At 68.0% G+C, this 20,557-nt stretch carries 21 protein-coding genes and 1 riboswitch; of the genes, 9 read left to right on the top strand and 12 right to left on the bottom strand.

The annotated features are described in order from the left end of the window. Window positions 1-11 precede the first annotated feature (11 nt). A complete protein-coding gene (locus tag KU887_RS29680) occupies window positions 12-431 on the bottom strand; it encodes a YciI family protein (RefSeq protein ID WP_006482945.1) in 420 nt (139 codons plus the stop codon). 125 nt (window positions 432-556) lie between these two features. After that, a complete protein-coding gene (locus tag KU887_RS29675; protein WP_006482933.1) occupies window positions 557-910 on the bottom strand; it encodes a YciI family protein in 354 nt (117 codons plus the stop codon). 206 nt (window positions 911-1,116) lie between these two features. On the opposite strand from KU887_RS29675, the gene KU887_RS29670 reads away from it, so the two are divergent. From KU887_RS29670 to KU887_RS29655, 4 genes are all read left to right on the top strand, one after another. Then, window positions 1,117-2,973 (top strand): ExeM/NucH family extracellular endonuclease, encoded by a 1,857-nt coding sequence (locus KU887_RS29670; protein ID WP_258258455.1) that lies wholly within the window; start codon window positions 1,117-1,119, stop codon window positions 2,971-2,973. Between the two features lie 297 nt (window positions 2,974-3,270). Continuing rightward, complete coding sequence (locus tag KU887_RS29665; RefSeq protein ID WP_006487804.1) at window positions 3,271-3,657, top strand: YqjD family protein; 387 nt, start codon at window positions 3,271-3,273, stop codon at window positions 3,655-3,657. Between the two features lie 64 nt (window positions 3,658-3,721). After that, window positions 3,722-4,306 (top strand): YSC84-related protein, encoded by a 585-nt coding sequence (locus tag KU887_RS29660; protein WP_077190794.1) that lies wholly within the window; start codon window positions 3,722-3,724, stop codon window positions 4,304-4,306. Window positions 4,307-4,541: 235 nt separating this feature from the next. Beyond that, window positions 4,542-5,594, top strand: a complete 1,053-nt coding sequence (locus KU887_RS29655; RefSeq protein WP_058902853.1) for an AI-2E family transporter — start codon at window positions 4,542-4,544, stop codon at window positions 5,592-5,594. Window positions 5,595-5,640: 46 nt separating this feature from the next. Here the strand turns inward: KU887_RS29655 and KU887_RS29650 are convergent, their stop codons facing one another. From KU887_RS29650 to KU887_RS29620, 7 genes are all read right to left on the bottom strand, one after another. Next, window positions 5,641-6,153, bottom strand: a complete 513-nt coding sequence (locus KU887_RS29650) for a thioesterase (RefSeq protein ID WP_258256662.1) — start codon at window positions 6,151-6,153, stop codon at window positions 5,641-5,643. A 196-nt stretch (window positions 6,154-6,349) separates the two neighbouring features. Next, window positions 6,350-7,366: an NADP-dependent oxidoreductase gene (locus KU887_RS29645; protein WP_006487809.1), complete on the bottom strand. Its 1,017-nt coding sequence runs from the start codon at window positions 7,364-7,366 to the stop codon at window positions 6,350-6,352. 37 nt (window positions 7,367-7,403) lie between these two features. After that, window positions 7,404-8,192 (bottom strand): SDR family oxidoreductase, encoded by a 789-nt coding sequence (locus tag KU887_RS29640; RefSeq protein ID WP_006487835.1) that lies wholly within the window; start codon window positions 8,190-8,192, stop codon window positions 7,404-7,406. Window positions 8,193-8,426: 234 nt separating this feature from the next. Beyond that, entirely contained in the window at window positions 8,427-8,663 is a 237-nt protein-coding gene (locus KU887_RS29635) for a hypothetical protein (protein ID WP_080331785.1), read from the bottom strand. A gap of 9 nt (window positions 8,664-8,672) precedes the next feature. Then, window positions 8,673-9,263 carry a phosphatase PAP2 family protein gene (locus KU887_RS29630; RefSeq protein ID WP_006487811.1) on the bottom strand — a complete coding sequence of 197 codons (591 nt, stop codon included), beginning with the start codon at window positions 9,261-9,263 and terminating at the stop codon, window positions 8,673-8,675. Between the two features lie 80 nt (window positions 9,264-9,343). Continuing rightward, entirely contained in the window at window positions 9,344-10,660 is a 1,317-nt protein-coding gene (locus KU887_RS29625) for an Nramp family divalent metal transporter (protein ID WP_058902851.1), read from the bottom strand. Then, the gene (locus KU887_RS29620; RefSeq protein WP_006487833.1) at window positions 10,609-11,685 is read right to left on the bottom strand and encodes a helix-turn-helix domain-containing protein; all 1,077 of its coding nucleotides are present in this window, start codon (window positions 11,683-11,685) and stop codon (window positions 10,609-10,611) included. The genes KU887_RS29625 and KU887_RS29620 overlap by 52 nt, the downstream gene beginning before the upstream one ends. 496 nt (window positions 11,686-12,181) lie before the next feature. Here KU887_RS29620 and KU887_RS29615 point away from each other — a divergent pair, with 496 nt between their 5' ends. Both KU887_RS29615 and KU887_RS29610 read left to right on the top strand, forming a co-directional pair. Continuing rightward, the gene (locus KU887_RS29615) at window positions 12,182-13,105 is read left to right on the top strand and encodes a LysR family transcriptional regulator (protein ID WP_006487817.1); all 924 of its coding nucleotides are present in this window, start codon (window positions 12,182-12,184) and stop codon (window positions 13,103-13,105) included. A 98-nt stretch (window positions 13,106-13,203) separates the two neighbouring features. Further along, on the top strand, window positions 13,204-13,605 hold the full coding sequence (locus KU887_RS29610; protein ID WP_058902850.1) for an OsmC family protein: 402 nt from the start codon (window positions 13,204-13,206) through the stop codon (window positions 13,603-13,605). A gap of 97 nt (window positions 13,606-13,702) precedes the next feature. On the opposite strand, the gene KU887_RS29605 is transcribed toward KU887_RS29610, so the two are convergent. After that, window positions 13,703-14,584 (bottom strand): Dyp-type peroxidase, encoded by an 882-nt coding sequence (locus KU887_RS29605; RefSeq protein WP_012493176.1) that lies wholly within the window; start codon window positions 14,582-14,584, stop codon window positions 13,703-13,705. A 482-nt stretch (window positions 14,585-15,066) separates the two neighbouring features. Here KU887_RS29605 and KU887_RS29600 point away from each other — a divergent pair, with 482 nt between their 5' ends. The 3 genes from KU887_RS29600 to KU887_RS29590 all read left to right on the top strand — a co-directional run bounded on the left by KU887_RS29600 (window position 15,067) and on the right by KU887_RS29590 (window position 18,435). Beyond that, complete coding sequence (locus KU887_RS29600; RefSeq protein WP_163125142.1) at window positions 15,067-16,929, top strand: ABC transporter ATP-binding protein; 1,863 nt, start codon at window positions 15,067-15,069, stop codon at window positions 16,927-16,929. A 95-nt stretch (window positions 16,930-17,024) separates the two neighbouring features. Then, complete coding sequence (locus tag KU887_RS29595) at window positions 17,025-17,597, top strand: GNAT family N-acetyltransferase (protein WP_006487806.1); 573 nt, start codon at window positions 17,025-17,027, stop codon at window positions 17,595-17,597. A gap of 124 nt (window positions 17,598-17,721) precedes the next feature. Further along, complete coding sequence (locus KU887_RS29590; RefSeq protein WP_062909986.1) at window positions 17,722-18,435, top strand: riboflavin synthase; 714 nt, start codon at window positions 17,722-17,724, stop codon at window positions 18,433-18,435. A gap of 18 nt (window positions 18,436-18,453) precedes the next feature. Here KU887_RS29590 and KU887_RS29585 read toward each other — a convergent pair whose 3' ends face one another. Further along, window positions 18,454-19,038: a hypothetical protein gene (locus tag KU887_RS29585; protein WP_006497323.1), complete on the bottom strand. Its 585-nt coding sequence runs from the start codon at window positions 19,036-19,038 to the stop codon at window positions 18,454-18,456. An 88-nt stretch (window positions 19,039-19,126) separates the two neighbouring features. Then, window positions 19,127-20,368: a voltage-gated chloride channel family protein gene (locus tag KU887_RS29580; protein WP_006487801.1), complete on the bottom strand. Its 1,242-nt coding sequence runs from the start codon at window positions 20,366-20,368 to the stop codon at window positions 19,127-19,129. 79 nt (window positions 20,369-20,447) lie between these two features. Continuing rightward, a riboswitch (Fluoride riboswitch) is annotated at window positions 20,448-20,551 on the bottom strand. Window positions 20,552-20,557 lie beyond the last annotated feature (6 nt).

Raw genomic sequence — 20,557 nt, 5'->3', positions numbered from 1 at the left:
TGAGGTGAGATTCAGGCGTGGCTGCGGCCGACGTGGAGATCGCGGAACCGCTCGACCGCGTCGCTCGGCGTGAGGTCGTCGAGCTCGAACAGCGGCCGCACCTCGATCTCGCAGTCGAGTTCGGCGCCGAACGGCGCGGGGAACCGGCGCGTCCATTCGAGCGCCTCGTCGCGCGAGCGCACCTGGATCAGCGTATAGCCGGCGATCAGTTCCTTCGTTTCGGCGAACGGGCCGTCGATCACCGTGCCCTTGCCGCCCGTGTAGCGCACGCGCCAGCCGTGGGCGCTCGACCGCAGGCCGTTGGCGTCGAGCAGCACGCCGGCTTTCGCCAGCTCCTCGTGATAGACCGTCATGGCCTCGACCAGCCGGTTGTCCGGCAACGCGTCGGATTCGCTGACGGCGTTCGCCCGGATCATGATCATGAATCGCATCGTTTACTCCTTGTCGTCGGTGGAAGGCGGCGCCCGTTCCGCGGCGCCTTATCCGGACGACGGGCGGAAGATGGCCCGATCGACATGCGCCACGACAAATCAGGGTAAATACCGAGTCGCGACGTTCACAGGAAGCACGGGCCGACCGCGCGCACCTCGACCGTGCACCATTGCGCGGCCGGGCACTGGCGCGCGATTTCGATCGCTTCCTCGCGCGTGTCGACGTCGACGAGGAAGAAGCCGCCGACCATCTCCTTCGCCTCGGCGAACGGGCCGTCGAGCAGGCGCGTCTCGCCGTCGCGCACCTGCACGCGCGTGCCGCGCTCGGACCGCTCGAGCGACTCGACGCCGCGCAGCACGCCGCGGGCCTTCAGCGACTCGGCGAAATCGACCATCCGCGCATAGAGCGCCTGACCTTCGTCGAGGGTGCGCTCGGCGCGCTGTTCGGTCGGTTCGACAATCAACAGCATGTAAGACATGGATTTCTCCTGTGGGGACGGGGCGCGGCGGCATGCGCCGGGCGAGCGGCACGCGGCGCCCGGTGCGAAAGCGTAACAGCCGCGAGGCGGCTTGCCGCATCGTTGGCCAATCGGTACTGGCCGGACGGCCATTTCGGCCGCAGCCTGACATTTTGCCTTCAAGATGCGGTCCCGAACTGTCGGATTTTGATCCTGTGGACCGTCTCATGTCACGCCCGCTTCCCCTGTTTGCCGTCGCGCCGTTCGTGGCGTCGTCCGTCGGGCTGTCCGTGGCCCTCTGTGCCCGGCCCGCCGCCGCGCTGCCGGTCAGCAGCGGCTGCGGCGGCGCGGCCACGGCGATCGCCGAGATCCGTCGCGCCGGCGGCCCGTCGCCGCTCGCCGGGCAAACGACGTCGATCGAAGCGGTCGTCACCGCGGCGTTCGGTGGCGCCGACGGCCTGGGCGGCTTCTTCGTCCAGCAGGCCGACGCGCAGCGGCGGCGCCGGCCGGGTATCCCGGAAGGCCTGTTCGTCTACGCACCGAACGCGCGCGCGGCGCCCGGCGATCTCGTGCATCTGACGGGCAAGGTCGACGAGCAATACGGCCGCACGCAATTCACGCTGACGGGCGGCATGGCCGTCTGCGCGCGCGGGCAGACGGTCACGCCGGCGATGCTCACGCTGCCGGTCGCGTCGCCGGCCGTCCTGGCCGCGCACGAAGCGATGCGCGTACGCCTGCCGCAAACGCTGACGGTCAGCGATACCCACGAACTCGGCCGCTACGGCAGCATCGTGCTGAGCAACGGCCGGCTGCGCACGCCGACCCAGGTCGCGCCGCCGGCCGACGCCGCCGCGCACGCCGCGGCCAACGCACTGAACCGCATCGTGCTCGACGATGGGTCGAACCGGCGCGACCCGGCGACCGTCCGCTATCCGCCGCCCGCGCTGAGCGCCGCCAACACGCTGCGCGCGGGCTATACGGTACGCGGCGTCGAAGGCGTGCTCGAATGGCGCTACGGCACCTGGCGGCTGCAGCCGGTGGCCGGCGCGGCGCCCGTCTTCGATGCCGCCGCGAACCCGCGTCGCGCGGCACCGCCCCGGCATCCCGATGCCGACGTGCGCGTCGTGTCGTTCAACGTCTTCAATTATTTCAACGGCGACGGCCATGGCGGCGGATTCGACGCGCCGGGCAACCGCGGCGCGAAAACGCCCGCCGCGTTCGCGCGGCAGGAAGCGAAGATCGTCGCGGCGTTGCGCGCGCTGCGCGCCGACGTGATCGGGCTGATGGAAATCGCGAACAACGGCCACGGCGACGCGAGCGCCATCCGGCGGCTCGCCGAGCAGCTCGGCGACGGCTGGCGCACGGTCGACCCCGGCACCGCGCGGCTGGGTCGCGACGCGATCGCGGTCGCACTGCTGTACGACAGCCGCACGGTCGAGCCGGTCGGGCGCGCCGCCACCGTCGCCCTCGGCGGCCGCCATCGCCCGCCGCTCGCGCAGACGTTCCGGCGCATCGGCGGCACGCACGCTTTCACCGTCGCGGTCAATCACCTGAAGTCGAAGAATTGCCCGCACGCGAGCGGCGCCAATCTCGACCAATCCGACGGCCAGGGCTGCTGGAATGCGGCGCGCACGCGGGCCGCCGCGCGCGTCGCCGACTGGCTCGCCACCTCGCCGACGGGCGTCGCCGCTGGCGGCGTGCTGCTGATCGGCGATCTGAACAGTTATGCGAAGGAAGACCCGGTTCGCGCGCTCGAGGCGCGCGGCTATGCGAACCTGGTGGCGCGCTTCGTCGGCGATGCTGCGTACAGCTACGTATTTCGCGGCGAAGCCGGCAATCTGGACCATGCGCTGGCCACGCCGCCGCTCGCCGCGCGCGTGAAAGCCGTGCGGTTCTGGCACATCAACGCCGACGAACCGCTCGTTCTGCAACCCGTGCCCGATTACAAAACGTCCGCGCGCCGGTCGACTTATTACGCACCCGACGCCTACCGCTCGTCGGACCACGATCCTGTCGTCATCGACGTCGCGCTGGACGACCCCGCCGCGCAACCGGCACCGGGCACAAATCGTGCGCATCGATGACGCGTCGAGTAGTGCATTTGCATCAACAACCAACCTGCAACGGCACTATTTACCTGATGCCCCTGGCGACGCCATATTTACCGGACCTTCACTGCGCCCCGCTGCTCGACACGCTGTACCGCCCCGACACGCGAAATTTTTTCAACCGCTGCGCGGCCCCGCGCGACGGGGCTCCCCGGCGATCCTGCCGACGCATTGAAAATTTGTCTCGAAACTCAATCGGATCAAGTGAATCACATCAGTTGCTGCGATTCGTCTTATCTTCAAATTGCCTGGAATCAAAGGAGGATAAACACCATGGCGCTTACCGACTCGATCGAACACAAGCTGGACCGCGGCCTGTCCGACATCCGTCGCACCGGCCGGCGCGTGGGCCGCACGACGCGCTCGGCGGCCCGCGACCTGCATGCCGACGTGACCGACGATCTGCGCGGGCTGGTCGACGAACTGGAAGATCTGCTGAAGAACGATGGCGATGGCGATATCGCCGCCCTGCGCAAGCGCGTGCAATCGCGGCTCGATGAAGCGCGCAGCGCGCTCGACTACGCGTCGGGCAGCGCGGCCGCCCGGCTGCGCGATTCGGCCGAACGCGTATCGCAGGCCGTGCACGACAACCCCTGGCAAACCGCCGGCGTCGTCGCGGGCCTCGCGTTCGTTGCGGGCCTGCTCCTTTCCCGCCGTTGAACGGGGCCGCGTGCAACGCCGCCCGCCCCGCCCGTCATCCATCTGACAACGAAGGAGAACCGCCATGCAGAAGTCCCTCGCCATGAAAGCCGCCGCCGCCGTGATGCTGGGCAGCCTCGCCCTCGCCGGCTGCACGACCACGTCCGGCAAACCCGATAGCGCCACGGCCAGCGCGTCGAAGCGTCAGTCGATCGACGCCAGCGTGAACGCCACGTTGTCGCGCCTGTATTCGACGGTGCCGGGTTCGCGCGACCTGGTCTCGAAAGCACGCGGCGTCCTCGTGTTCCCGAACGTGCTGCAGGCCGGCTTCATCGTCGGCGCCCAGTCCGGCAACGGCGCGCTGCGGGTCGGCGGCAGCACCGTCGGCTACTACAACACGTCGTCGCTGTCGGTCGGCCTGCAGGCCGGCGCGCAGTCGAAGGCGGTCGTGTTCCTGTTCATGACGCAGGATGCGCTCGACTCGTTCCGCAAGTCGGACGGCTGGTCGGCCGGCGCCGACGCATCGGTCGCGGTCGTGAAGGTCGGCGCGAACGGCGCGGTCGACTCCAACACGGCTACCGCACCGGTGGAAGTGCTGGTCCTGACCAACGCGGGCCTGATGGGCGACCTGTCGGTGAACGGCACGAAGGTCACCAAGCTCAACATCTGACGACGCGGTACGCGGCCTCGCGCCGCGTTCGCTTCCCGGCAGCGCCGCGGCCCCGGCCGCGGCGTTTTCGCATGTGTCTCACGCAGCGGCTATGATGGCGGCACCTTTGCGGGCATACTCCGCATGGGCCGCCCGGCGGCGCATTGCGCCGCGAACCCGTGACGTTCGCGAACCGATCGCGCACGGGACAACGAGATTCAATCAAACCACGCATCAATCTGCGCGAATGTCACCCATGGATAGCGGACACGACCACCAAAAATTCTTCTACTTCCTGCTGTTCGCGGTCACCGTCGGACTGTGCTGGATCCTCGCGCCGTTCTCCGGCGCCGTGTTCTGGGGCACCATTCTCGCGATCCTGTTCCAGCCCGTGCAACGCTGGCTCGCCGCGCGCTTCGGCAAGCGGCGCAACCTCGCCGCGCTCGTCACGATGTCGCTCATCATCCTGATCGTGATCCTGCCGCTCGTGTTCGTCACGGCGACGCTCGTGCAGGAAATCGCGTACGTGTACCAGGAGCTCAAGGACGCGCAGCCGAATTATTCGCAGTACTTCCACGACATCATTCACGCGCTGCCGACGTCGATCCAGAACCTGCTGCAGAAATACGGGTTGACCAACATCCCGGGCATCCAGAAGAAACTGACCGACGGCGCCGCGCAGATCAGCCAGTTCGCGGCCACCCAGGCGCTCAGCATCGGCCAGAACACGTTCCAGTTCGTCGTGAGCTTCGGCGTGATGCTGTACATGGTGTTCTTCCTGCTGCGCGACGGCGGCGAGATCGGCCGGCGCGTGCGCCGCGCGCTGCCGCTCGACGAAGAGCACAAGAACCTGCTGCTCGCGAAATTCACGACGGTCGTGCGCGCAACGGTGAAGGGCAACATCGCGGTCGCGCTCGTCCAGGGCGCGCTCGGCGGGCTGATCTTCTGGATCCTCGGGATCGAGGGCGTCGTGCTGTGGGGCGCGCTGATGGCGTTCCTGTCGCTGCTGCCCGCGATCGGCGCGAGCCTCGTCTGGGTGCCGGCCGCGCTCTACTTCCTGATGATCGGCGCGGTCTGGAAGTGCGTGATCCTCGTCGCGTTCTGCGTCGGCGTGATCGGCCTCGTCGACAACCTGCTGCGCCCGATCCTCGTCGGCAAGGACACGAAGATGCCCGACTGGGTCGTGCTGATCTCGACCCTCGGCGGAATGGCGCTGTTCGGCATCAACGGCTTCGTGATCGGGCCGCTCGTCGCCGCGCTGTTCATGGCCAGTTGGGACATCTACGCACGCTCCGAACAGGGCGAATGACGCACGTCCGGCCGCCGGCGCTCCGCACGCCTGCGGAAAGCGCCGGTCAAGGATGACGGATATGGATCAGGACGGGCGCCACGGCGCTCGTTGCTTCATCCGCCGCGACCGTCATCACGCCGCCATACGGGCCGACGCGCTGCACCCGGCCCGGCGCCAGCAGCACGCTTTGCCCGGTATGCGCATCGCGCCACGTGGCACGCACCGCCGTGCCGCTCTCGGGCGCGAACGGCGCGCCGTCGGGCCCGACCAGCGCCACCTGCGCACCGGCCAAACGCCGGCCATGCGCATCGAACCGGACCGTGGCCGTTGCTCTGCCGTCGACCGCCTGCTCCGCGTCGACGGGCACACCCGCCGGGGCATCGAGCGTCACGTCGTAGAGATCGACGAGCGAGCCGGTAAACCGGACGACGCCATCCGACGCGGGCTGCCCAGCCGCCATCGCGTTCGACGTGGCAGCCGACATCGCGAGTACGACACCGAGCCCGAACAGCATCTTCCGCACGACGCCGGCGCCTCCTGCCGTTGCCGTTGCCGACCGCTTCGCGTTGTTCCGCATGGTTCCTCCCCTCTACCGCGTCACCAGAAAAACAGGCGGCGTGACGCGTCGGTCACGCCGCCTGTGTGCTGGCAATCACTGTAGGGAGAGCGGCCCGAATAATATATGGGACAAGTCCTAAACTGCAGCCGAATTGATCGAACTCAGCGCGGCCGGCACCGCCCCGCTGCGCGGTGCGACCGAGGTCGCACGCCCGTCACGCGTGCGGATCGACGCGCAGCACGAGCTTGCCGCGATGGTCGCCGTCGAACAGGCGGTTCAGCACGTCAGGGGCGTTTTCGAGACCGTCGGCCACGGTTTCCTCGGCCTTGAGCCGGCCGTCGCGCAGCCAGCCCGCGAGCGTCTGCACGGCTTCGCGGCTCTTGCGGTAGTCGAGGATCAGAAAGCCGCGCATCGTCAATCGCTTCGAGATCAGCACGCCGACGTCGTCCGCCGCGCGGCCGCTGTTGTAGTTCGAGATCACGCCGCACAGCGCGACGCGCCCGCCGATCACCATCCGCGACAGCACCGCCCGCATCACCTCGCCGCCGACGTTCTCGAAGTTCACGTGCACGCCGTCCGGCGTCGCCGCCTTCAGTTGCTGGCGGAAATCGTCGGCCTTGTAGTCGACGGCCGCATCGAAGCCGAGCGTGTCGGTCAGGTAGCGACACTTGTCCGCGCCGCCCGCGATGCCGACCACCCGCGCGCCGTGGATCTTGCCGATCTGCCCGGCGATCGAGCCGACCGAGCCGGCCGCCGCCGACACGACGAGCGTTTCGCCCGGTTGCACCGGCGCGATATCGGTCAGCCCGTAGTACGCGGTCAGCCCGCTCATCCCGCACGCGCCGAGCAGGGTCGGCAGCGGCAGGCCCGACTGCGCGGGCAGCTTCACGAGTTGCGCGGCCTGCTCGGCCGGCACGACCGCGTAGTCCTGCCAGCCGACCAGCCCCTGCACGAGATCGCCTTCCGCGAAACCCGCATGGCGCGACGCGACCACGCGGCCGATCCCGAGCGCGCGCATCACCTCGCCGATCGCGACGGGCGGCAGGTACTGCGGCACGTCACTCATCCACACGCGGTTGGTCGGGTCCATCGACAGGTACAGCACGCGCACGAGCACCTCGCCGTCGGCGAGCGCCGGCACCGGCGTCTCGACGAGCGAAAAATGGTCGCGGCCGACCCGCCCTTCCGGGCGCGTCTTCAGCAGCAACTGGCGGTTCACGGGTGTCGACATGATGTTCTCCTCCAATCGTTGTAATTCGGGATGCGCGTCAGACCGCGCACATGCCGCCGTCGATCACGAGTTCGGCGGCCGTCACGAAACGGCTCTCGTCGGACGCGAGATACACGGCCGCATGCGCGACGTCGTCCGGCTCGCCGAGCCGGCGCAGCGGAATGCCGCGCGCGAGCTTGCGCGTCGCGTCGCGTTCGCCGAGCGACTGGAACAGCGGCTCGACGATTCCCGTGCGAATGAACGCCGGGTGAATCGAATTGCAGCGCACGTCGATCTCGCGCCGCGCGCAGTCGATCGCGATCGACTTCGTCAGCGACGCGACCGCCGCCTTCGATGCGTTGTACGCGGTGAAATCCGGCTCGACCTTGAACGCGGCGACCGACGAGATGTTGATGATCGACGCGGGATGGCTCTCGGCCAGATACGACAGCGCGTGCTTGCAGCCGAGCACGATGCTCTCGACGTTGATCGCCATCACGCGGCGCCATTCGTCCAGCTCGATTTGCGCGGGCGAGCCGATCGAGCCGACGCCCGCATTGTTGACGAGCACCGACAGAGCGCCCATCGCATCGGTCGCCTGCGCGAGCAGCGCCTGCCAGCGCGCTTCGTCGCGCACGTCCTGGGTCGCGGCGAACGCGACCGGCGTCGCGTGGCCCGCGTTGAGTTCCTGCGCGAACGCGTCGAGGACCGCCGCTTCCGCGATGTCGGTCAGGAACACGCGCGCGCCCTGCTCGACCATCCGGCGCGCGATCGCGCGGCCGAGGCCGCCGGCGGCGCCCGTGATGTATGCGCACTTGCCAGCGAGGCGCGGAGAAACGATTGTCATGTGACCTGCTCCTGTCGTGAATCGTCGTCGCGGAACGCTGCCGCGACGGGGTTTCCGTGTCGCTGCCAACCGACGTGCGCCGGTCGCCGATGCGCCGACATGACGGCGCGCCGCACGGATTCCGGGAGTATATCGAGATGAACGCGGCGCGCGCCGGACCGGCCGAGCGGCGCGCCCGCGCTCGAACGACAGCCAGCGTACGCGAATGCCGCCGATCGATGAAATGAATATTCGTTATGCCCGGTCATAGGCACCGTTCATGAGCTGAACGTACCGGCGCCCATGCGCGAACACCACGGCGCGACCGGTCGGATGGGCTGCGTCGGCTCGTCGATTATCGGGATAACGGGTGGTGCGTTCCGCGTGGGCGAGGAAGCCATCGAGAAGATGATCCGGCGTCGAATCCTGCACCTCGCCGGAAAGCGCCGGACGAACGCCGGCGGCAGGAAAGCGGGCCGCAGCGCCCGCCATCGGCAACCGTCAGAAGCCGTCGCCCGACGGCGCGCGCACGAACGCGCAGAGTTGCGGCGAATGCGTGTCGATCATCTGCTGGAACGGCGCACGGTGCCCGTACGCGATACCCGACACGAGCAACAGGCAGACCGCCGCGACGCGCGGCGAGAACGCGCGCTGCCGCACGCCGTCGTAGCCGCGCAGGAACATCAGCGCGACCAGCGCGCCGAGCACCCAGCCGACGACGACTTCCGGCACGCTGTGCGAGTGATCGAATACGCGGGCAACGGCCGTGATCGCGCCGATGGCCAGCCCGGCCGCGATGCCGGGCGCCTTGCCGTGCCGGAACGCCTGCCACAGCATCGACAGCGCGACCGTCCACACGGACGTCGACAGCATCGTATGGCCGCTGATCACGCGGAAATCGAACTGCGCAAGCTCGATGCCGCAGCCGGCATACAGGATCTTCGTGGCGCCGACGACGCCCATCCCGGCGGCCAGCAGCACGCCCCAGCGGGCGGCGAGGCGCCAGTCGGTCAGCGCGAGCCACGCCGCGCAGGTCAACGCGATCGGCAGGGTCAGCGCGGCATCGCCGATGTTGCTGATTTCACTCCACATGATGGACTTCGGAGACGATCGAAAGACCGCAGTTTACCGCAGGCACGCAACGTGCCTGTGTCAGCCTGTGACAGGCTGTATCAACCGGCGACACCGGTAATCAACAGCAGGTTCGTGCCGGTGATCACGGCGAACAGCGTCCACGCGGCCACCTGCATCCCGCGCCCGATCGCGTGCTCGCCCATCGTGCGGCGATCGCTGACCGAGCGGATCAGCGGCCACATCGCGAACGGCAATTGCAGGCTCAGCAGCACCTGGCTCCACACGAGCAGTTGCCCGACCGAGCCGTCGCCGAGCCACAGCACGCCGATCAGCGCCGGCACGAGCGCGAGCCCGCGCGTGATCAGCCGGCGCTGGTAACACGGGATCTTCGTATGCAGGAAGCCATCCATGATGACCTGGCCGGCGATCGTGCCGGTCAGCGTCGAGCTTTGACCCGACGCGAGCAGCGCGATGCCGAACAACAGCGCGGCCGCACCGCCGGCGATCGGCGTGATCAGCCGGTACGCCTGCTCGATGTCGGTCACGTTGTGCTGGCCCGTCGCATGGAATGCCGCGCCCGCGACGACGAGGATCGCCGCGTTGACGAGCATCGCGACGAACAGCGACACGCAGGTATCGATGCGCACCAGCGCCAGCGTGTCGCGGATCACGCCGCGCGCACCGCCGACGACGTGCCGCGTCTGCACGACCGACGAATGCAGATACAGGTTGTGCGGCATGATCGTCGCGCCGACGATGCCGAGCGCGAGCACGATCGCGTCCTTGCGGTCGTGACCGGGATCGCCGGGCACGAGCCCGCCGACCACCGCATGCCAGTCGGGCGGCGTGATCGCCACCTGCGCGACGAAGCAGAACGCCATCGTCGCGATCAGCCCGAGCACGATCGCCTCGATCTGCCGGAACCCCTTGCCCTGCAGGCCGAGCACGATCACCGTGTCGAGCGCGGTGAGCACGACGCCCCACGCGAGCGGCACGCCGAGCAGCAGCTTGAACGCGAGCGCGCAGCCGAGCACTTCCGCGATGTCGCACGCGATGATCGACACCTCGGCCGTGATCCACTGCACGACGCGGCCGAACCGGCCGTAGCGGTCGTAGCTGGCCTGCGCGAGATCCTTGCCCGCGACGAGACCGAGCCGCGCCGCGAGCATCTGCAGGAAGATCGCCGCGAGGCTCGAGAACGCGACGACCCACAGCAGCGAATAGCCGAACTGCGAGCCGGCCTGGATATCGGTCGCCCAGTTGCCGGGGTCCATGTAGCCGATCGCGACCAGCAGGCCGGGGCCGAAGAAACGCCTGAGCTTCTGCCAGCGCGGCGCGGCGGCGTCGATCGTGATGCTGCCCTTTACTTCCGACGGGCAGAAAGGGGCGGTGGCGGTAGTGGGGAGGAAGGGCATGGAAACCGGGAATCGAGATCGCGATCCGTCGATTTTACGGGTATCCGTCCCGTTTTATCGTGCGCGACCACGCACGCGTCGCACCCCGCTCCGTCAACGTCGCCGTCGCCGTCGCAACATGCGGCGGCTCGTCCTTCGTCCGGAACGGGCGACGCCGCGCCCTGCGCGAGGATCTTTTCCCGCTCGGCGACGCGAAACTCGGTCGGCGACATCAGCAGCCGCTGCCGAAACAGCTTCGCGAGCCGCTCGCCGCTGCCGAAGCCGGTGCGCCGCGCGACCTTGTCGGCCGGCAGCGTCGTATGGATCAGCATGTGGCACGCCCGTTCGAGCCGCACGTGCTGGACGAACTCGGTCGGCGTCACGCCGATTTCCTTCTTGAAGCGCCGCAGGAAATTGCGCTCGCTCATCGCGGCCGCCTGCGCGGCGCTCGCAATCGAGATGCGGTTCACGCTCTGCGCGCGCAGCCGTTGCGCGGACATCCGGATCGACGGGCTCGCACTCAGTTCGCGGAACGCCCACATCGACTGCGCATAGCGCTGCTCGACCGGCCGCATCATGTTGCTGGCGATCTCCTGCGCGGCGCTGTCGCCGAGGTCGACGCGGAACATGTCGAGCGCGGCGGCGAACACGTCGGTCTCGCCGGCCTGCAATTCGATCGTCGTGGTGGCGCGGCGCGCGGCCCTGCCCGGCCGCACGTCGATCGCCGACGACGGCCGTCGCGTGGCGGCGAGCGCGGGCAGATCCATCGCGTCGACGATCCAGCGCGCATGCCGGCGAATGTCGGTCAGGCGCCGCTGCAAGGCGTCGTCCCAGTTGACGGCCGCGCGCTCGCCATGAAGATGAAAGAACGCGAGCGCCCGGCGGCTGTGTTCGTCGCCGAGCGGATCGGCCGCGATGCGCACGCCGGACGACGACTGCAACAGTCCCCCGCTTTCGGAGACGTACTTCAGCTGGTAATCCGCGCTGTACGCATGCAGGCGATTCGCCAGATTGAAAGCTTCGCCGAGGCGCGCGGCCTGGGCCAACGAAAACCCCGTACTCAAATAGATAACGACCCACCGCTGATCTGCTGCATTCACTGGCCAAGCCCCCGACTTGTTCGACTTCTTCTAATACCGTCGAACTGTCAGGCTTATATTTGGTTTGAATGCGTGCGACAGGACGGCTATCCCGAAATATGAAGCGACGGCATCTTAGCCGAACGGGTAGCGCCTTTGGCGCGAAATGGCCGACGGGGACAGCATGATGGCGGATTACTACAGGCTGCTGCCCGCCGCTGGTATGCCGGCACAGAATCGCGTATGCGATGCGGTCGATTATTGCGGCCGTCATGCGCAATGACGGGTGTAATGACAGGCGTATTCGAGAGCGATGTCCATCGGCAAAACAGACGTTCGCGTATCGGCCCGAACGGCATCGACACGCATCGAACGCGCGCGATCGCCGCGCATGTCAACCGGCGCATCCGTTGCCTGCACATCCTTTAGAATCGATCGTCCTTCACCACGCCGCCCGCGCTCCGTGCCCGCCGCTCACCGTCTCGACCTGAACCTGTTTCGCGTGCTCGACGCCGTCTACGTGCACGGCGGCATCGGCGCGGCCGCCCGCGCGCTGCATCTCACGCAGCCGGCCGTCACGCATGCGCTCAACCGGCTGCGCGCGCATTTCGACGATCCGCTGTTCGTGCGCCAGGGCAACCGTGTGGTGCCGACCGAACGCACGCGGTCGATCATCGCGGACGTGCAGCTGCATTTGAAAGGCTTGCAAGGCACCGCGCGCGATCCGGCCGCCTTCGATCCCGCGACGCTCGACCTGAGCATCGCGGTCGGCATTCGCGACGTGCTCGAATCCATCGCATTGCCGCGCATCGTCGCCGCGTTCGCCGACGAAGCGCCGGGCCTGCGGCTCGTCAGCCGGCGCATCGCGGTATCCGACATCGAGCGCGAGCTCGCTTCGGGCAATCTCGACCTCGTCGTCGACCGGCGCGTACAGACCGGCCCGCGCATCGCCACCGAACACCTGCTCGACGATTCGCTCGTCGTCGCGCTGCGCCGCGATCATCCGCTCGCGCGCGACGCGCTGCGACGCAGCGACTATTTCGCGGCGCAGCATATCGCCGTGTCGTCGCTCGGCGAGCCGCAATCGCTCGACGTCCTGCTCGGCAACGACGGACGCTTCCGCGACATCCGGCTTACGTGCCAGCACTATTTCGCCGCCTGCCAGATCGCCGCGGCCGGCGACCTGCTCGTTACGCTGCCGCACACCTATGCGCTGCGCATGGCCGCGCTGCTGCCGATCGTCGTGCGACCGCTGCCGCTGCGGCTCAAGCCGTTTCCGCTGCTCGCGTACTGGCACGAATCGCGCGACACCGATCGCGCGCATCAGTGGGTGCGCGAACGCATCGCCGCGCTCGTGCGCAGCAGCGCCGGCATCGCCGACGCGTAGCAGCGCAGCAGGCGCCCGCGCGAACGGGACGGTATGCTGACGGCTGCACGCCGCCATGCGGCGCCCGCTTTCCTTGATCCGCTTACCGGAGACTTGCCATGTCGCTCATCCACGCCGCCGCCGTCCTCGATGCCGACGCGCCCAACTACGTCGTCCAGTTGCAGGCCGGCACGCATGCGCTGACCGGTGACGAAGCGCCGCGCGAAGGCGGCCAGGATCGCGGGCCGGCGCCATACGAATTCGTGCTGGCCGGGCTCGCGCAATGCACGGCCGCGACGCTGCGCATGTACATGCAGCGCAAGACGTGGCCGGCCGCGCGCATCGCCGTGCGCACCGAGCTGCATGCCGATCGCGAAGGTGTGCAATACGTGCGCCGCGTCGTCACGCTCGACGGCCCGCTCGACGATGCGCAACGCCAGCGTCTCGCGGAAATCTGCGAGAAAACCCCGGTGACGCAGTTCATCAAGCGCGGCACGCGGATCGAAACGACGCTGAACTGACGCACGCGGCGGGCCGTCCGGTCTGCCGCCTGACAAACGAAACGGGCGGGGCGCGCATCCGTGCGCGCCCCGCCCGTTCATCGATCCCGCCCGGCGCTTACAGTCCGAGCGCGGACAGGTCCAGCTTGCCGTCCTTCATCGGCGGGCACCAGAAATACGCGCCCGTCAGCGGCCGCGTGAAGCGGAACAGGCCGTCGACGATCCCGTCTTCCGCGCCGCTCATCCGGCGCATCTGCACGTCGAACGCGCGGAACGAGCAGCCGAACGCGACGAAGTAGAGGCCCGCGCGACGCGCGTCCGACCACGGCGACGAACGGCGCAGCATGAACGCCTCGGGCTCGAAGCTTTCCTGCGCGGTGCGCTTCACGTGCGCGAATTCGGGTGCGTCGTCGAGTTCCTCGTTGTCCGACCGGCGGCGCCCGATGATGTGGTCCATGTCGCCCGACGCAATGCGCTCCATCTGGTCGAAGTCGTGCAGCCACTGCTGCACCGCGACGAAGCTCGCGCCGTCGAGCCCCGCGCCCTGCCCCGTCACGATCGCCGCGGCCACCGCGTCGTCGCCTTCCGGGTTCTCGGTACCGTCCTCGTAGCCGGACAGGTCGCGATCGTTCGAATAGCGGAAGCCGTCGACGGCCTCCTGCAGCACGAACGCCGGCGCCAATGCGCGCTCGATCGCCCGCGCGCGCAGCACGATCTCGCCGCGATCGTCCGAGCGCAGCCAGACCCATACGTCGGCCGGCGTCATCGGCAGCGTGCGGTCGTTCACCGCGAACGCCGGGTAGTCGGTCAGGCCCGGCACCGGATGGCCGAGGTATGCAGCCAGCGCGTGCCCGAAACCGACGACCGTGTCGCGTCCGTCGACGATCTCGCGCAGCGCGGCCAGCGCCGCCGCGACATTGCCGTCGTTCGACATCGTGAAAGTGAGGTATCGCGCTGCCGTATCGATCGGAGCCAGGATGCCTTGCTGAACGTCGCTCATCGTTTCCTCGGGAATGGTTCGAAGTGAATCTGTACGGGCCGCCTCGTCGCGCGCCGCGGACGCGCAAGTGTAATCGATGCGCGCGCCGGCCCCGGTCTGCCAGCGCACAACGTCCGCGAAAAGGGGCCAAAACCCCGAATACTAACCGTATCGACGCTGCAACGCCGCATTCGTCGGACGTTGCAGCGTGCGCGACTGTCCTGATAGAATCCTTGCACGTCTTTTCGGCGTCCTTTCAACCGTTCACTTCAGGGAGGTGCAGATGTTCCGAATGCCAGCCACCTTCCCGAACGTGGTCCCACGGCGCAGCTGATCCAGCCCGCCGTCCGCGCCGGCTCCCGAGTTTTCCGCTGACCCGTCAGCCGCGCTTTTCCCGACAGCCCGTTTCGTTCCGCCCGCGTGTTTCGCGCGGCCCGGCTGTTGCGTTTTCGACGTTCTCCGAACCGGAAAGCCCCGTCGCGCGATGCGCCGGGCAACGATACATGACCAGAAAAACCTCCCATCTGGGCGGCCATGCATTCCAGGCCGTCTTCGGCTTCACCATTCGTTACTGGCGCAAGCAGCCGGCGCGCATCGCCGCGGTCGCGAGCCTCGCGCTGCTCGCCGCGCTCGCCGACGTCCTGACGCCGTTGTTCGCCGGCCGCCTCGTCGACGCGCTGTCGACCGGCCTGACCGACCGCGCCGCCGCGTGGCATTCGGCCCTCGCCGCGTTCGGCACGCTCGCCGCGCTCGGCATCGGCGCGACCGTGCTGCGCCAGGGCGTCTACCTGAACATCATCACGCTCACGCTGAAGATGATGAGCGAGATCGCCGCCGCGTCGTTCCACCGCGTGCAGCGCTTCTCGACCGACTGGCACGCGAACAGCTTCGCGGGCTCGACCGTGCGCAAGATCACCCGCGGGATCTGGGCGCTCGACCTGCTCAACGACACCGTGCTGATCGCGCTGCTGCCGTCGGTCACGATGCTGGTCGGCGCGACCGTGCTGCTCGGCACGCACTGGCCCGTGATGGGGCTCGTCGTCGGCGCGGGTTCGCTGCTGTACATCGCGGTGACGGTCGCGGTGTCGCTCGGCATCGTCGCGCCGGCCGCCCGGCTCGGCAACCTGTGGGATACGCGGATGGGCGGCGCGCTCGCCGACGCGGTGAGCTGCAACGCGGTCGTCAAGGCGTTCGGCGCGGAAACGCGCGAGGAAGCGCGGCTCGCGCGCGTGATCGGCAAGTGGCGGCAGCGCACGCGCCGCACGTGGGTGCGCGGCACGTTCAACGGCGGGCTGCAGGGTGCGATGCTCGTCGCGATGCAGGCCGCGATGATCGGCGTCGCGCTGCGGCTGTGGGTGAACAACGAAGCGAGCGTCGGCGACATCGCATTCGCGCTGACGATGTTCTTCATGCTGCAGGGCTATTTGCGCGACGTCGGCATGCACATCCGCAACCTGCAGCGCTCGGTAAACGACATGGAAGAACTCGTCGCGCTCGAACGCCAGCCGCTCGGCATCGACGATCGCCCCGGCGCGCCGGCGATCCGGATCGGCCAAGGCGAGATCCGCTTCGAGCACGTGACGTTCCGCTACGGCAACCATCCGGTGCCGCTGTACGACGATTTCTCGATGCGGATCGCGCCCGGCGAACGCGTGGGCCTCGTCGGCCATTCGGGGTCGGGCAAGACGACGTTCATCAAGCTGATCCAGCGCCTGTACGACGTGTCGGGCGGCCGCATCACGATCGACGGCCAGGACATCGCGCAGGTGCGGCAGGATTCGCTGCGCAGCCAGATCGCGATCGTCCAGCAGGAGCCCGTGCTGTTTCACCGCACGCTCGCGGAGAACATCGCGTATGCACGCCCCGATGCGAGGCGCGCGGACATCGAGCGCGCCGCGCGCCTGGCCAGCGCGCACGACTTCATCGTCGCACTGCCGGACGGCTATGACACGCTGGTCGGCGAACGCGGGATCAAGCTGTCGGGCGGCGAACGCCAGCGCGTCGCGATCGCGCGTGCGTTCCTCGCCGATGCGCCGATCCTGATCCTCGATGAAGCGACGTCGAGCCTCGACAGCGAAAGCGAGCTGCTGATCCAGCAGGCGATGGAGCGGCTGATGGTCGGCCGCACGACGCTCGTCGTCGCGCACCGGCTGTCGACGGTGCGCTCGCTCGACCGGCTGCTGGTGCTCGATCGCGGCAAGGTGATCGAGGAAGGCAATCACGACGCGCTGATCCGCATCGACGGCGGCATCTACCGCCGGCTGTTCGAGCGGCAGGCGCTGGAGCTGGCGAAAGGGCTCGCCGATTCGCCGCGGCGCGTGGCCGATCGCGATGCCGGGCCGTTGGGAGAGCCGGCGGAGGTTTGATGCAGGCAGGTCGTCACATGACCCGGCGACATGGCTTCAATCGCCGGGCCATGCCGGCGATCCGATTGGCGTGATCGACGCACGACGAGGAAATGATGTTTCAACCGGACGAAACCCGTATCGAATCGAATCGCCTTTCGCTCGCACCGTTTTCGGCGAACGACGCGGATGCGACGCTTGCATGCATTACGCCGTCGCTGACTCGCTATATGGGCTGGGACCCTCCGGCGAACAGGGAAAGTTTCGATCGCGTCTGGCAGACGTGGCTGCATGCACAAACCGACGGCACAGACTACGTGTTCGTGATTCGACAACGCGACGGTGGAACCTTCCTCGGCCTGGTGGGGATTCATCACGTCAAGCAGGCCATCCCGGAACTGGGCGTCTGGATCCGCGAAGATCGGCATCGCGAAGGGATCGGACGAGAGGCGGTCAGGCTCGTCGTGGAATGGGCGTGCGTGACGCTCAACGTCCGGCGCTTCAACTATCCCGTTGCCGAGGAGAACCATCCGAGCCGACGTATCGCCGAGTCCCTCGGCGGCACTGTAACGGGCCGTGGCGAGACCCCGAAATTCGTGTCGGTCGTTTATCAGATACCGGCACCGGTGACCTGCGAAAGCCCGGGCAGGCATAGGCGGCAAACTCGCGACGATCGACCTTGTTCGTAGTGATCCGGCCCATGGCGGGGACTTCCATGAAAGCGGCCTGCCGCCGTCAGACCGCCGCGGACACGCGCCCCTCCCGTGGATCACTTATCATGTCGGCCAGGCAATTCGCGACGAAAGGCAGACCATGTTTACAGGCATTGTTCAGGGTGTTGGCACCATCAACGCCATCAAGGATCACGGCGAGCTGAGGACGTTCAGCATCGCATTCCCCGAGCGGTTCACCGACGATATCGAGATCGGTGCGAGCGTGTCGGTTGACGGCGTGTGCCTGACGGTGACGACCATCCATTCGCCGGTGCTGATCGACTTCGACGTGATGCTGCCGAGCCTGCGGATCACCACGCTGGCCGACCTCACGACCGGCGCGCGCGTCAACGTCGAGCGGGCCGCGAAGGACGGCGCGGAGATCGGCGGGCATCCGCTGTCCGGTCACGTCGATTTCACGGGGACCATCATGCACATCGCATCGTCCGAGCACAACCGGATGATCCGCATCGGCGTGCCGGCCGAGTTCAAGCGCTATGTGTTCGCGAAGGGCTACATCGCGATCAACGGCTGCAGCCTCACCGTGTCGGACGTCAATCGCGACGAAGGCTGGTTCGAGGTCTGGCTGATTCCCGAAACGCGCCGCGCGACCACGTTCGATGCGAAGGGCGTCAACGACAAGGTCAACATCGAGATCGAACGCAGCACCCAGGTCGTCGTGGATACGATCCGGGAATCGGTCAAGGAGACGCTCGGCGAATTGAACGGCGTCGTCACCGCGCTGCTGGCGGAAAAAGGCATCGATATCGAGGAATTGCTGGCGCGCAACGTCGCGCGGCTGCCGAAGCAGTAACGGCGAATTTCCACCGTGCTAGGTGATCCGCTGGATCACCGAGAACCGGGTGCCGTCGGAAAACACCTCGATCCACGGCTCCGACTCCTCGAATGTCCAGAGGACGAGGTCGAGGTCCGTCAGTTCATGCCAGTCGTCGTCGGGCCACGGCATGTTCCATCCGCCCGTGACGGCCACCACCCCGCCCGTGTAGAGCGGGCATTGCGCCATCCATTCGCGCGCGTAGTCGTGCGCGGCCGCGCCCTTGAAGTTGTCGTTGAATCCCCAGTCGCGCTGCCAGCCGTGTGCGTCGAGGTACGCGCCGATCGCGGCCGAGCCGAAGCGGAACACCGCATCGACGGGCGGAAGCGACGTTGCACCGGATCGGCACAGCGGGTGATCCGAGCGGACAGGTTGCGTGGAAGTCTCCACGCGGCCGCCCGTACCGCTTTCGTCGAGATACACGTTCAGCCAGGCGCCGTCGCGCTCCACAGAGATGCACGACGCGCCGGCGTCGATCCCATGCCAGTAGCCGGTGACGGGTTCGCCGCCGGCCGCGAAGCGGTACGCGTGGCACGGCCTGGCGAGGCGCTTCGCTTCGGTCAGAAAGTCTTCCAGTGTCATTGAGCGTCCGTCAGTCGATTCTTGTACTCCGGATATCGCACGGGGCCGCCGCGCTCGAACGACTTCGCACCACGGCTGCCACCCTGCGTCACTCCGCCTCCACCTGCGCGCCCTTCCCTACCGCCACACGCTGTGCGCGATAAATCCCCGCGTGTCCCGAAAACAGATACGCGACGACACAGGCGACGATCGCATACACGCCGATATCCGCGCCGAACAGTTCGATCGCCATGATCGTCGACGCGATCGGCGTGTTCGCCGCGCCCGCGAACACCGCGACGAAGCCGAGCCCCGCGAGCACGGGCGCCGGCAGCGCCAGCACCTGGCCGAGCGCATTGCCGAGCGTCGCGCCGATGTAGAACAGCGGCGTCACCTCGCCGCCCTTGAACCCCGACGCGAGCGTGACGACGGTGAACGCGAACTTGCCCGCGAAATCGTAAAGCGGCAGCGGGCCGTGGAACGCGGCCTCGATCGTCGGGATGCCGAGACCGAGATACTGCGGCACGTTCAACACGGTCGCGGCCACGGCGACCATCAGGCCGCCGAGCACGGGCTGCAGCGGCGCATAGCGGATCACGCGGCGAAACCACGCGGTCAGCGCATGCGTCGCAAACGCGAACAGCCGCCCGACCACGCCGAACGCGATGCCCGCGACGACCGTCACGGCCAGCCCGGTCGCCGATACGGCCGGCACGAACGGAATCGCATAGGCCGTGTGATGGACGCCCCACGCGCGGCACACGACGTCCGCGACGATCGCCGACGCGACGCAGGTCAGCAGCGCGTCGTACCGCACGCGCCCGATCGCGAGCACCTCGAGCCCGAATACCGCGCCCGCGAGCGGCGTGCCGAACACCGACGCGAAACCGGCCGCGATACCGCCCATCAGCAGCACGCGGCGATGTTCGCGATCGAGACGGAACACGTGCGTGACGCGATCGGCGAGCGCGCCGCCCATCTGCACGGCCGTGCCCTCGCGGCCGGCCGAGCCGCCGAACAGGTGCGTGACGACGGTCGCGACCAGCACGAGCGGCGCCATCCGCTTCGGCACGAGCGCCTTCGGGTCGTGAATCTCGTCGATCAGCAGGTTGTTGCCGCGCGCGACCGACTGGCCGAATCGATGGTAGACCCAGCCGGTGGCGAAACCGGCGGCCGGCAGCCCCCACAGCAGCCAGGGATGCGCGACGCGCGTACCGGTCGCCCAGTCGAGCGCGATCAGGAACAGCGCGGAAGCCGTGCCGGCCAGCGCGCCGAGCAGGGCTGAAAGCGCGAGCCAGCGGCACACATAGCGCACGGTCGCGAACAGATCGGCAGAAGTCGTGAAAAACATGATTTCCAGATTCGACGGAACATCAAAACCTGGGCGGCAGAATACCGCGTGGACGGCCTGCGACCTCCTGACGACCCAGGAACACGCAGGCATCATCAGCCGGGCAAACCGGCGGTTGAGGGCCGCACCGCGCGCTACGCGCCGGCAACGACCGCAGGGAGGCATGCCATCTCCGCAGGCCGCCATTGT

It is taken from the genome of Burkholderia sp. EMB26, assembly GCF_024730645.1.
GTDB classification, from domain to species: Bacteria; Pseudomonadota; Gammaproteobacteria; order Burkholderiales; family Burkholderiaceae; genus Burkholderia; species Burkholderia cenocepacia.
This window is presented reverse-complemented; position numbering and strand designations above follow the sequence as displayed.